Consider the following 13040-nt stretch of genomic DNA (forward strand, 5'->3'; position numbering starts at 1 on the left):
CTTTTACTCTTCTCAGATTCAACATGGATTTAGAGACTCGCCACCTCAGTCAGCTTTTAACTGAAGCTCAACAACTTCCAGAAGTTTTACTGTTAAAACAGAGCACCACTTCAACCAATGATGAAGTACGCGCACTCATCAAAAAAGGTGTACAGGGTATTCTTGTATGCAGTGAGACTCAAACTCAGGGACGTGGACAACATCAACGACAATGGGTTTCCCCAGTCGGGAATATTTATTTAAGCACATTGCTAGAAACCAAAACACCCTTAGATGGTCGACTATCCCTTGAGATTGCACTTAATATTTTGCAAATTCCTTCATTTAAGTCATTGGATCATTTACAAATCAAATGGCCAAATGACCTTTATAGTGTGCAAGGTAAATGGGGTGGCATTTTGGTAGAGCCTGTAACCCCACATCAGGCGATTGTTGGCGTTGGTGTTAATTTATTGCCTGTTTCTGATGCAGCAATCGAACAGCAAACCACATCCATTATGCAATTGGGTTTAGCTCATCCAAATCGAATTAAGATTATTTCAGAACTTTATCTCGCCATCATGCAAGCCGGACAATGGTTTGAGCATGGAAGTTATAACCTCTCGGGACGTTTCAATCACTATGCTGCTTTTATGAATCAGACTGTAGAGTTTGAGCAAGTGAATAAAACAGTACAAGGTATCTTTAAAGGTATTGGAGATGATGGTCGAATTAATATTTTGACTGAACAAGGTTTAATCGGTTTGTATCAAGGGCGTTTACGCTTAAAAAAATAAAGAAAATATAGGTCAGCGAATACATGATGAAACGTCTTTGGTTAGATATAGGCAATACGCGTTTAAAATATTGGATCACGGAAGGTGAGCAAATCTTGGAGCATGTGGCGGAGCTTCATCTACAATCTCCTGCGGACTTAATGTTGGGTCTCATCCAACACTTTAAATCTCAAAACCTCTCAGAAGTCGGTATCTCATCTGTTCAAGACAAGAAGAATAACGACCGTATACTCAAAATTTTAAAACTGCTAGATATCCCAATTGTCGTTGCTAAAGTTCATCAAGAATATGCAGGACTCCAATGTGGATATACAGAACCGAACCAACTGGGCATTGATCGTTGGCTACAAGTTCTAGCGGTCGTCACCGATCCTCAAGAGAAATATTGCGTGATCAGTTGTGGAACGGCCTTAACGATTGATTTAGCAGATGGATTTACACATTTAGGTGGATATATCGTACCAAATCTCTATCTACAGCGAGATTCACTTATTCAAAATACCAAAGGGATCAAAATCCCTGATGCTGCATTTGATGAGTTAAGTCCTGGGCAAAATACATTGGATGCAGTTCATCATGGTATTTTATTGGGATTGGTCAGTATGATCGAAAAAGTTTTAACAACATCACCAAGAAAATTAATTCTTACTGGTGGTGATGCTGCACTCTTTGCTCAATATTTACAATCTTATGACCCGCAAATCGAAACCGATTTATTATTAAAAGGCTTACAACGCTATCTTGCTGTCGCGAAGCAAAAAACATAACTTGGTCATCAGGTCTGCTGAACTGAGTGTCTTTTAAAACAAAAAATTATTCACTCAGTGTCAGTACACACATCCAAAATACAAAAAAACAGGCTGAACAACATGAATAACAGGACGTTAAACGTTTGGAATATCGCGAAGAAACTGCCCTTTGGGAAAATACTTTTCAATCAAGTGATCCAACTCAAAGCACCTTATTTCAAGTCGATTCGCACGAAAATTATTGAATTGAGACCAGATTTTTGTCAGGTCCAGATGTCTAAAGAAAAAAGGGTTTTAAATCACCTCGATACTGTACATGCGATCGCATTGTGTAATTTGGCAGAGCTTACTGGTGGTCTAATGACAGAAGTCACTCTTCCACCAAGCCATCGATGGATACCCGACGGTATGCAAGTCAACTATATTAAAAAAGCAACGACCGATTTAACAGCAGTTGCTTATCCTCTGACGCCAATTCAAGCGGGGCAATCCATACCAAATAGATTTGTAGCGTGTGTCGAAGTCCATGATTAAAACCAAGCGCTTGTCTTTAGAGCAGAAATCAATATGTGGGTGACATCACGTTAAACACGTCAGTGAGAGCTTATAGCTTCTGAATTAATCTCGAATAATCTCAGCCCAGACCTCAGGCAATGCCGTACAACCTTCTGAATCAATAAAATGGCCTTGATGTTCAGCAGCAACGACATGTGCATCAATACTTTCAGCTTGCTGGAAACTAAATTTAGGCAGAACGCGCTCATCACCTTCAGAATAAATGACCACGCGATCATGAACTTGGCCACGAATGAGTTCAAAATCTATATCAGCAGCATCAATAAATGGATTGACTTGCTCAAGCCGCCCTAAACGTCCATTGAAACCAGCAACTAGAATTAATTTTTTGATTTTTTGGTTTAAAAGCACTTGGCTTAAGTAATGTAAAGTTGCAATACACCCGAGACTGTGAGCAACAAAAATTGTTTGATCATCAATTTGAGCTATTTGCTCTTTCATTTGTTGTTCCCACGTTCCTAATTGTGGCGTCTCAGAAGGATCTAATCTCAATACTTTTAATGGAATACCATACTGATCAGCTTGTTGTTGTATCCATGGAAACCAATTTTCTTCAGGGCTTGCCGTATATCCATGCACAACATAAACCTGTGTCATTTTCTTGCACTCTTGACTATATTCTCAACATCATGAATTGATTATTTTTTAAACTAAATAGTAAGTTTGCAAAATTATGTAGCATGAAAAAAGGCGCCACAGCGCCTTTTTAAATTTTGGGAGTTATTTTGGATCTTTTCCACCAAATAACGGACCAACGCCACCGCCGCCACCAAATTTCTTTTGCATACCGCTTAATGATTTCATCATTTTCGCCATACCCGATGGATTCGCAAATTTTTTCATCATTTTTGCCATTTGGGCATGTTGTTTGATCAGCTTATTGACTTCAGCTACATCCATACCACAACCTGCTGCGATACGTTTTTTACGGCTTGGATTCATCAAGTCAGGATTGCGACGCTCTTTGATGGTCATCGATTGAATAATCGCTTCCATTTTCTTCACTTGCTTTTCAGGATTTGCTTGAGCAATCGCATCCTGAATTCCTGAGTTACTCATGCCAGGCAACTTGTCTAAGAAGCCCATCATACCGCCCATTTTATTCATTTGTTCAAACTGCATCAGCATATCTTCAAAGTTGAAGCTGCCGCCTTTTTGCAGTTTTTTCGCCATTTTTTCAGCTTTTTCTTTGTCGACTTTACGTTCAAGCTCTTCGACCAAAGAAAGAACATCACCCATACCTAAGATACGTTGTGCTACACGCTCAGGATGGAATGGTTCAAGGGCATCGAGTTTCTCCCCCATCCCCAAGAATTTAATAGGCTTACCAGTAATTGCACGAACAGAAAGTGCCGCACCACCACGCGCATCACCATCAGTTTTTGTAAGAATCACACCGGTTAAAGGCAATGCATCATTGAATGCTTTTGCTGTATTTGCAGCATCCTGACCGGTCATTGCATCTACAACGAACAGTGTTTCTGTAGGATTAATCGCTGCATGCAATTCTTTAATTTCGCCCATCATATCGTCATCGATATGTAAACGACCTGCAGTATCGACAATCAATACATCCGCAAATTGAATTTTGGCTTGTTCAATCGCTCGGTTCGCAATCGTAATTGGCTTTTCATCAGCACTTGATTCAAAGAAAATCGCGCCGACTTCACCTGCTACAGTCTGGAGCTGCTTAATCGCTGCAGGTCGATAGACGTCGGCAGAAACCATTGCGACTTTTTTCTTTTGTCGCTCTTGTAAAAAACGAGCTAATTTTGCAGCAGTCGTCGTTTTACCTGCACCTTGTAAACCAGCCAATAAAACAACAACGGGAGGCTTTGCAGCAAGATCAAGACTTTCATTTGCCTCACCCATCATTTTGGTGAGTTCATCATGAACAATTTTGACGAATGCTTGGCCTGGAGATAACTGTGACATCACCTCTTGACCTAATGCCTCTTCCTTAACTTTCGCGATAAATTCACGAGTTACAGGAAGTGCAACATCGGCTTCAAGAAGTGCCATACGCACTTCACGTAACGTATCTTTAATATTGTCTTCGGTCAGTTGCCCAGAGCCAGTAACATTTCTTAAACTCTGCGTGAGTCGTTCTGTTAAGGTATCAAACATTGCAAAATCCGCTTAAAATGGTTGTTGCAAAAAAATCTTTCTTAAAATAGAAAATTTATGCATAAGATGCTATAGGATACTGTAGTTCGTTTGGAATTTATATCTTATTAGATGAATATTCAGCATCCATAAAAAGGTTTGACATGATTAGCCTCCCTTTGGTTTACACAATTTTAGCATTGATCGCCTATACCACTGCCTTTTGGTATTTGTTTACCCATTTAATGACTAAACGTGTCCCTAATCATTGGTTTATCAGTCTCGTAGCTGGATTAGGCTTGATCTTGCATGCTGTCGTCTTATTGATAGATATGAAAACGCCTTTCGGCATTAACTATAATGTTTTTAATCTCCTTTCATTTACTTCAGCACTCATGTTGTTATTGAGCCTGCTTTATAGCACTTATCGACCTGTACTTGCGCTGAATCTGATTGGAATACCAGTAGCTGCATTGGGTTTAATTTTAGGCTATTCCTTGAGCCAGCCTATACTTACACTTAAACAGAACACACTTGGACTTGATGTCCATATTATTTTGTCACTCTCAGCTTATGCAGTGCTATTAATGGCAACAATTCACGCAGTTTTGTTGTGGTTACAAGATCGTGAGTTAAAAAACAAACAGAAACATCGTGTTTGGGTAAATCTATTACCCTCCTATCAAGCAATGGAATCTCTGTTATTCGATATGCTTGTTACAGGTTTCATTTTATTAAGTACTGCACTTATCTTCGGCTTTTTTACGATTGATGATTTTTTTGCACAACATTTGGCACATAAAACAGCATTTAGTATTGTCTCTTGGTTTGTTTACGGTGCACTTTTATTTGGACATTATCGTTTTGGTTGGCGCGGTCAAAAAGCGAGACGCTTTACCATTATTGGTTTTATTTTACTTGCAATAGGCTTTATTGGATCAAAATTTGTATTAGAAATGATTCTAGGAAAATAACAATTGTGTGATTTAAATCACGATAAATAATAATAATTAAATAAATATCACATCCTATTAAATTTTATATATTTTAAATACATTTAAAATATAGGTAAATAAATTTTAAGTATAAATAAAATTTTCATATTAAAAATAGTAATAAAAATCAATTATTTAAAATAAAAAAACCACATTAAACCTTTATGATGATTTAATAAATAATAGTTAATATTATTTGAATTATTTAATTAATTAATATTAATAATCTGTTCATCGCTTAATAGCCCCCATTAATCTCCTATAAGTTGTTATTATTTAGGTTAGTAACTAATGTTACAGTTAGTAAATGGATATTTTTGATGATTATTTTGGGGTATGTATGAAATTGCAAAAAGGTTTTACCTTAATCGAATTAATGATCGTCATCATTATTGTTGCAATCTTGGCCGCAATTGCAGTACCTAGTTATCAAAACTACGTCACCAAAGCAAAAATCAAAGAAGCTCAATCAAATTTAATCGCACTTTCATTAGGTGCTGAAAATGCATATCAAAGAACACTAAACTACCCTAAAGAAACCTTATCAAATACCAACGCAGTAAAAACTAAATTTACAACTTGGAATCCAAGTTCTGATTCATTTAATTTTACATACACTTCATCAGATGGTGTGAATTATGCGGTTCAGGCAATAGGAACTGAAGCAAGAGTTTTAGGTTGTACATTAACACTCAAAAATGATGGAACTCGTACCGTGTCCGGTTGTGGTTCATATACTGACTGGGTGAAATAATATGCAAAATACTGGTTATAGAAAACAACTTGGTTTCACGCTGATCGAACTAATGATTACGATCGTTGTACTGGCTATTTTGTTATTTGTAGGTACTTCTTTAACCAGAGCTTGGGTAGATCAAAGTCATGTTGATGGAGCGCTAGCAGGTATTAAAAATGCGACTTATCAAGCTCGTTCTGCAGCAATTCGAAACACGAATAATCAAGAGTCTTCACTTGCAGCAGCATCTGTTTGTATAGATAAAACCCATCAAGAAATTAGAGTCATTCGTGTTGCTAAGGACAATACTGATGCGTGTTCAACAAGTGACGGCAACTCGCCTGACCAAAACTATATCCTTCAAAAAATCCCCTATGCATCGAATGTATTTTTCAAAGTAAACAATACAGAGTTTTATTGTCTATCTTTTAACTCGAATGGGATGTTGGTTGCTGCAAGTTCAGCATCAGCAACGTGCAATTCAAATTTAAATTTAACCGTTACAGTTGAGAAGAATAATGAATCAGCAAACATTCAAATCAACTAATCAACGTGGTTTCACATTGTTGGAGTCTCTTGTTGGTTTACTTATATTCTCGATTATTGTTTTTGGTAGCGGTTTAGCAATCAGCAAAATGTTGAACACGCAACGATATATGAACATTGACAATATAGTGATAAACGAACTGCAAAATCGCTTACAAACCATCACTATATCTACTGACTCAACTGATGTTTGTGCTTCATTCAATAACCAATCTACCGAAAGTAAATCGTTCACATTAAATGGTAATACCTACTACATTTATTGCAATTTGAATTCTGAAAATATTAGTGAAACGAGCGGTGTCGCAGGTACAAAAATTACATGGCCTGTGTTAGCTGCGAGTACAAATCAATCTAATGCCAAGACCTGTGCTGAAGATAGTATGGAAGGCTTAGATTGTTATCGAGTCGGGAGATAAATCATGAGTCAAAAAGGATTTACGCTCGTTGAGTTGATGGTTGGATTAGTCATTGCAATGTTATGCATGCTAATGATGCTCATGCTTTTTAAACAAACGACTCAAATTGGTATTAGTTCTTCTCGTGATTCGGAATACGATGCTCAAATACGAACAGCATTATCAGTTGCACAGAAGCTCGTTCAAAATGCAGGCTATGGTTCAGGAAAAACATCAGATATTGCTGTAGGAGTGGACACTCAAAATTTACCTGCTGTTTTCTGGCGTATGAATCCAGATCCTGTAACAAGCTTAATGTCTGCAAATACAACGATTAATTACAACTGTGAAGCATTAACTCAAGAAAAAGAAGGTGATACATATCGCTTAATCTTTCTTAAAAAGAATAACTGTGGTTCTGAAGCAGTATTAAATATTGAAACTTTTAGCCAACCTGATGAAAAACAGCATATTGTTTCCTTTAAGACCTTAGAAACAGACACCGTTTTTAACTTTGTATTAACACCGGGAAATTGTACACCTTTTGGAATTGATAAAAACAACTCCAAAGGTACGCGCCAACTGACGATAACTGCCAATCGTCAATACGCAGATGAAATGCAAAATTCAAATATTGGTCAAACAGTGAGTAATACTGTTTGTCTTAATAACATTGTTAACCTTTAAGAGCGAGATTAAAGATGAATAGTTTAAGAAAGCAGCAAGGCATGGCCACTATTCTTTTGGTCTTGCTCATCGGGCTTACAGTGATGATCATAACATCGACTGTTGCAAAATCACTCATCTCCAACAAAGAAGCAAATGTTGCTGCGCATGCACAAACCAACGTACAACTCATGGGATGGTCAGGTGTTAGTGCCTTTCGTGAATATTTATTAAAAAAATATAAGGATACCGATATTAATGACTTTCGCCAAAGCTTATTAAATACAGGTGAAATTCAACTTTTAAATGATGATACCAACCAACGTTATGTCACAGTTGAAGTAAAAGATGTAAAAGGTTGCAATGGTTTAACCAATAACCCAGATGGTTCTACTGGAACCAAATGTATTGTTATCGCAAATATTCTGTCGAAAAGTGGGTCAGCTCAATCAGCTACTACGATACAAGCAATCTATGATCTTGCAGCAGACCTGATTAAGTACAAGAGTGTTATTAATTTCACTGGTCAAACATTTATGTCTGGCACTACTATTTCTGGCGAAGATCCAACTAAACCAGATGAATATGTCGAACTGAATGTCGATGGTGGCAGCCTGTCCTTACAAGCTGGCTTCAAAATCCAAAATATCAAAAACTTAACTATTAACGTTAAGAAAGACAAAGATGGTAAAGGTGGAAATGTCTATATTGATTGCTTAATTGATGCCTGTGGTACAAGAAATGGGGCTGTAATTAACATCAATGCTGAGGGCTATGTTCATATTATTAACGGCGGAAATTTTGGCAATATTTCATCTGGTGAGTGGGTTAAACTGTTAACCAATGTCAAAGCAGAAAATATTAAAGCAATTGGTGATGTCACACTTTCTCTTGGTTCTAAAGCTCAAAATATTTCCACTGACGGAAATATTAGTCTTACAGAAGGAGGCTATGCTGCAAACTTACATACCAATAAAGATGTAACACTACGCACGAATGTTGAAGTGTCTTCTATCACCACACACCAAGGGAATGTCAATATTTCCGTTTCTAGTAAAGTCAACGGAAATGTCATGGCAGGTGGCAACGTAACAATGATCGGAACTAGTGTTGTTACGGGTGATATTACATCAGGCGGGAAAGTTAATATTTCTAGTAGTGACGTTAAGGGCAGTGTAAGAGCCAAAGAATTTATTGACCTTGATACCTTCTCCAAAATTGAACAATCGGCCTATGCTCACAATCAGTCGAAACAAGGGATTGGCGTGTACAAGGCTGGAGTCCGCTTAAGTACAAGTTGGATTGGTGGAAATGTGTATTCTAACGGTCCATTACGCTTATTAGATGGTCTTATTACTGAAGACGTAAAAGGTGATGTCTATCTTGCCAACTTTAGTACTTCAAATCAGAATGGTGTAGTTGAAGGATTTAAGAATGCGATTAGTGGAAAAATTTATGAAAAACTCACAAGCATCCCTCAGCTCAGTACTTTTCCAGATATTCCTAAATACGATGTGTCTGAAACCATAGCCAGTATTCAAGAAGCAATTCAAAATATGACGTTTGAAACCAGAGTCGATGTTCGTCAATATCGAAATGATGCAAACTATATTTTCGTACGTGAATATGGCGCTGCTCGCGTATATTTAAATCATCTTCGCAATGAGAGCTCTAAAATCACTTACATGTATGAGTATGACGCTACTAATAATATTCACAAACAGTTTGCTGTAGATGCTTCAGGAAATAAAACTCAAATCATGAAAATTGACCCTGAGAACTCAAACTCAGGCTCACGAGGTTTCTATTTAGGGAAATACACCTTGAATAGCAAAGATTATGTCGGTGCTATTTGTGAAACTATTCATGAAGAACAGGTCATGACCAATAGTTTAGGGCTACGTACTGAGCATAAGAGCGGTTATTGTACGAGTCAAATTATTGGATATCTTCCACGGGTCAGCTTAGACTTCAATGGTCTTGATGGTAAAGATCGTTATATATTTGGCTGGCCTAAAGATTATGACTATACATTACCAGACACTTGGTATATTCGTTCAATGGATACATCTACATTCGATAACGCAAGTTTTGCTCCAGGTATTCTGTATTTCGAAGGTAAATTAATTATTTCTGGTAAAGCGAATCTTGCGGCGGACAGTACTGATTCTGTATTCACCAATACTTTCCTTGCTGAAGGTGATATTGATGCGATTGCGATGTCTCCTCGCATTTATTCGCCTCGTAATATTACGCGAAATCCAAATGCAACAGATGCCTTAATTTGTTCACGTAACTTAGGCACTACGTCTAATACTAAGTTTAGTGTTAGTCCACCTGCAACAACACCTGCAACTTTATCGAACAAATTCTTGACGCCAGTGAATTTGTGCCAAGATGCGAATACGATGTATAAAAATACCAATAGATTACCTAACGGTACGCTTGATACAGTGACTATTGATAATAAAGAAATCACAAAGCTAGAACTTGGTTTAGTTGCCTTGATGTCTAATCAGGTTGTGCGTATTGGTGCATGTGCACAAATTTATGGTGACGTATTAGCAAGAAGTAATGTTGAAGGTAGTGCAGCATGTGGTATCGGTGAAAAAAATGGAATCTTTGGTAATATCAGCTCTCAAGGTGTCCCACCGTATACTAGTGTTCAACAACACAATACAATGGGTGCTGGTACAAATATTTATATTCCCAAAAATGAATATAAAAATTTAAATAAAGTTGACGATGTGAATGCAAATGATTTCATCGCCATTAAAAATGCAGACCTACAATGGGCTAAATATCAATAATTGGAAGCGAAAAGCCCAAACATAAGTTTGGGCTTTTTTTTGTGTGAAATTTCTGACTAGACAAGCTATACAAAACACCGTATAACACCGTTTTTCCCATATTCAGGTGACCAAGTGAAACTCGTTTTAGCACCCATGGAAGGTTTAACTGATCCCATCATGCGTGATGTTCTCACACATGTCGGCAGCTTCGACTGGTGTGTAACTGAGTTTATCCGTGTCAATGATTCTGTCCTTCCAGATCACATCTATCATTCTTACTGTCCCGAATTATTGAACGATGGCAAAACAGCAGCAGGAACACCCGTTCATGTTCAATTTTTAGGGAATAATTCAACCATGTTGGCTGCAAATGCCGTTCGAGCGGTGGAGTTAGGTGCACCTGCAATTGATATGAATTTTGGCTGTCCAGCTAAAACAGTAAACAGGCATCGAGGTGGTTCTGTATTATTGGATGAACCTGAAACAGTGTATCAACTGGTTAAAGCTGTACGTGATGCAGTGCCTGCTGAAATACCAGTTTCAGCAAAAATGCGTTTAGGTTATATGGATCGTAATTTCACCCTGGAAAATGCACATGCTATAGAAGATGCTGGTGCCGCTTGGGTGACCGTTCATGCACGAACAAAAGCAGATGGCTATACCCCACCCGCCTTTTGGGATCAACTTCAACCCATTCGTCATGCGCTTAGCATTAATGTGATAGCCAATGGTGAAATCTGGAATAACCAAGATGCGCGCCAGTGTTTAATAGAGTCAGGTTGTGAAGATCTAATGATTGGTCGTGCAGCAGTGACAACACCCGATGTCACACAATGCATCCGACAAAATAAAGACGAAGCGATATTACAATGGAGCGATTTAATTACACTCCAAATTCGCTTCTTAAATGGTTCTTATAAAAAAGAAATGAATATGGTCGGACGTTATAAGCAATGGCTAGGTATGATGTCTAAACATTATCCTGAAGCAAAACTGTTATGGGATGAAGTGAAACGTCTGAAACAAGTAGATGAAATCATTGCTAAGCTCAATCATTTTCAAAACATTATACCATCTGTCTAATTTCTAAATTCTAGAATGAATAACTCCGAACTTCACCTTGAAAATTCAGACAGTCTTGAACGCGAGTGCGTTGAACCTCAGACAGTTGCTCTGGACTAAACCATGCATATTCCGTATGTTCCTCAGAGAGTCGAATTTGGGCATTATTTTCAATCATGCATCGAAATATAAAGGTGTGTGAGTTTAAATGTGTGTGATAGTAAACCCCAGACAAATACTGGATGCTTACATCACAACCTATTTCTTCTTTACACTCTCTGAGCAAAGCTTGATGTATGGTTTCACCTTGATCTAAACCACCACCAGGCAACCCCCAACTGTAATTGGCATAGTTTGCTTTCAGTAATAAGACTTGTCCCTCTGGGTTGGTGATCACCGCATGAGAACTCAAACGATAAAAATCATAAAATCCCATGGCTCATCTCCAGAATTTAACTCATTCATGAAAGATAACACTGTTTAAGCCCATCTAAATGCTCAAGATAAGCTAAACCACAAGCCTTAATTTTGATTTATCCTTCAAGATGATAGCCTTTCCCGTTGCTAAGTCTACAGGCATAGAAATATGTTGGTGTACCATCACCCACTGTTCATTAGTTTTTTGTAGACATAGTGTTGTACGACACCAAGGCATTTGCAGCTGACCTTTTAAGGCTTTATGTTCCACTTTAGAGTGACAATGTAATACAACCAAATGATCACTCGCATGCACTTTTACATCACGGCGAGTGATTTGCATTCCATCGAAGAAATAGGGGCTAAATTTTTGCCATTCTTTTCGATAAGCTTCAGCTCCCTCAAGTTGGGTGCTGACATCAAACATACTTACATTTTGCGCACATTGTTCGATTAACGCATCAACATTATTACCCACTAATGCTGAATCCCATTCTTTTAATTGCGCTAATACTTCATGAGCAGCAACAACATTACCCTCAATCTGAATAGACATGATGTGACCTTATTGTTATTAGTGTGATGAAGTTAACACTTTTAAAGAAAAACTGTAATGTTATTTTGTGCCAAGCAAAGAAATTTTTATTCTAATTTGTATCTAAAATTCAATTTAAATTGATAAAAAACAACCATTATTTATTAAAACTTATCATTATGATCAGATTAAAACCAACGACGAGTTATTATCACATAAAAAAATTGGCCCCAGTTTCACTGAAGCCATTATAAAAAGCTTATGCTTTCTTTACATATTCGGACTTAAGTTTCATTGCGCCAAAACCATCTACTTTACAATCAATATCATGACCATCCGTTGCATCTGGCAACAAACGAATACTTTTTGCTTTAGTACCGACTTTGATTACGGATGATGAACCTTTAATTTTTAAATCTTTGATAACCGTTACGGTATCGCCATCTGCAAGAAGATTGCCATTTGCATCTTTGATCTGAACCACTTCTTCGAGTGTCTCTCCTTCTTTCCATTCATGTGAACATTCTGGACAGATCAAGAGGTCCCCATCTTCATAAGTATATTCAGAGGAACATTTTGGGCAATTTGGCAAAGACATAAAAAATCCAAAAAATTAAAAAAATTTTGCTCAATATACCACTTTCAACTAGCGAATAGAAAAAAACCTTAAATTTTATAAGGTTTAA

15 protein-coding genes are annotated in these 13040 nt (G+C 37.5%); 10 read left to right on the plus strand and 5 right to left on the minus strand.

Going from position 1 to position 13040, the window contains the following annotated elements:
• Positions 1–23: 23 nt before the first annotated feature.
• From AC1M9C_RS09325 to AC1M9C_RS09335, 3 genes are all read left to right on the plus strand, one after another.
• A complete protein-coding gene (locus tag AC1M9C_RS09325; RefSeq protein ID WP_481587217.1) occupies positions 24–776 on the plus strand; it encodes a biotin--[acetyl-CoA-carboxylase] ligase in 753 nt (250 codons plus the stop codon).
• 26 nt (positions 777–802) lie between these two features.
• On the plus strand, positions 803–1543 hold the full coding sequence (locus tag AC1M9C_RS09330) for a type III pantothenate kinase (RefSeq protein ID WP_481587239.1): 741 nt from the start codon (positions 803–805) through the stop codon (positions 1541–1543).
• 102 nt (positions 1544–1645) lie between these two features.
• The gene (locus AC1M9C_RS09335) at positions 1646–2059 is read left to right on the plus strand and encodes a hotdog fold domain-containing protein (protein WP_481587216.1); all 414 of its coding nucleotides are present in this window, start codon (positions 1646–1648) and stop codon (positions 2057–2059) included.
• Between the two features lie 84 nt (positions 2060–2143).
• Here AC1M9C_RS09335 and AC1M9C_RS09340 read toward each other — a convergent pair whose 3' ends face one another.
• Both AC1M9C_RS09340 and ffh read right to left on the minus strand, forming a co-directional pair.
• Positions 2144–2698, minus strand: a complete 555-nt coding sequence (locus tag AC1M9C_RS09340; RefSeq protein WP_481587215.1) for an RBBP9/YdeN family alpha/beta hydrolase — start codon at positions 2696–2698, stop codon at positions 2144–2146.
• A gap of 123 nt (positions 2699–2821) precedes the next feature.
• A complete protein-coding gene (ffh, locus tag AC1M9C_RS09345) occupies positions 2822–4228 on the minus strand; it encodes a signal recognition particle protein (protein WP_035269264.1) in 1407 nt (468 codons plus the stop codon).
• Between the two features lie 143 nt (positions 4229–4371).
• Here ffh and AC1M9C_RS09350 point away from each other — a divergent pair, with 143 nt between their 5' ends.
• From AC1M9C_RS09350 to AC1M9C_RS09380, 7 genes are all read left to right on the plus strand, one after another.
• Positions 4372–5181, plus strand: coding sequence for a cytochrome C assembly family protein (locus tag AC1M9C_RS09350; RefSeq protein WP_179999001.1), 810 nt, complete (start codon positions 4372–4374; stop codon positions 5179–5181).
• A 361-nt stretch (positions 5182–5542) separates the two neighbouring features.
• Positions 5543–5956, plus strand: a complete 414-nt coding sequence (locus AC1M9C_RS09355) for a type IV pilin protein (protein WP_481587214.1) — start codon at positions 5543–5545, stop codon at positions 5954–5956.
• A 1-nt stretch (position 5957) separates the two neighbouring features.
• A complete protein-coding gene (locus AC1M9C_RS09360) occupies positions 5958–6485 on the plus strand; it encodes a pilus assembly FimT family protein (RefSeq protein ID WP_092767479.1) in 528 nt (175 codons plus the stop codon).
• Complete coding sequence (locus AC1M9C_RS09365; RefSeq protein WP_092767481.1) at positions 6457–6903, plus strand: PulJ/GspJ family protein; 447 nt, start codon at positions 6457–6459, stop codon at positions 6901–6903. Before AC1M9C_RS09360 ends, AC1M9C_RS09365 begins: the two co-directional genes overlap by 29 nt.
• 3 nt (positions 6904–6906) lie before the next feature.
• A complete protein-coding gene (locus AC1M9C_RS09370; protein ID WP_481953588.1) occupies positions 6907–7569 on the plus strand; it encodes a PilW family protein in 663 nt (220 codons plus the stop codon).
• A gap of 41 nt (positions 7570–7610) precedes the next feature.
• A complete protein-coding gene (locus AC1M9C_RS09375) occupies positions 7611–10358 on the plus strand; it encodes a bactofilin family protein (protein WP_481607909.1) in 2748 nt (915 codons plus the stop codon).
• A 114-nt stretch (positions 10359–10472) separates the two neighbouring features.
• Positions 10473–11423, plus strand: a complete 951-nt coding sequence (locus AC1M9C_RS09380) for a tRNA-dihydrouridine synthase (RefSeq protein WP_481953589.1) — start codon at positions 10473–10475, stop codon at positions 11421–11423.
• Positions 11424–11433: 10 nt separating this feature from the next.
• Here AC1M9C_RS09380 and AC1M9C_RS09385 read toward each other — a convergent pair whose 3' ends face one another.
• The 3 genes from AC1M9C_RS09385 to AC1M9C_RS09395 all read right to left on the minus strand — a co-directional run bounded on the left by AC1M9C_RS09385 (position 11434) and on the right by AC1M9C_RS09395 (position 12952).
• Positions 11434–11838 (minus strand): NUDIX hydrolase, encoded by a 405-nt coding sequence (locus AC1M9C_RS09385; protein ID WP_481953590.1) that lies wholly within the window; start codon positions 11836–11838, stop codon positions 11434–11436.
• A gap of 72 nt (positions 11839–11910) precedes the next feature.
• The gene (locus AC1M9C_RS09390) at positions 11911–12375 is read right to left on the minus strand and encodes a YybH family protein (RefSeq protein ID WP_092767489.1); all 465 of its coding nucleotides are present in this window, start codon (positions 12373–12375) and stop codon (positions 11911–11913) included.
• A gap of 238 nt (positions 12376–12613) precedes the next feature.
• Positions 12614–12952, minus strand: a complete 339-nt coding sequence (locus AC1M9C_RS09395; RefSeq protein WP_035269853.1) for a zinc ribbon domain-containing protein YjdM — start codon at positions 12950–12952, stop codon at positions 12614–12616.
• Between the last annotated feature and the right edge of the window lie 88 nt (positions 12953–13040).

The organism is Acinetobacter sp. 24-47-39 (assembly GCF_056783825.1).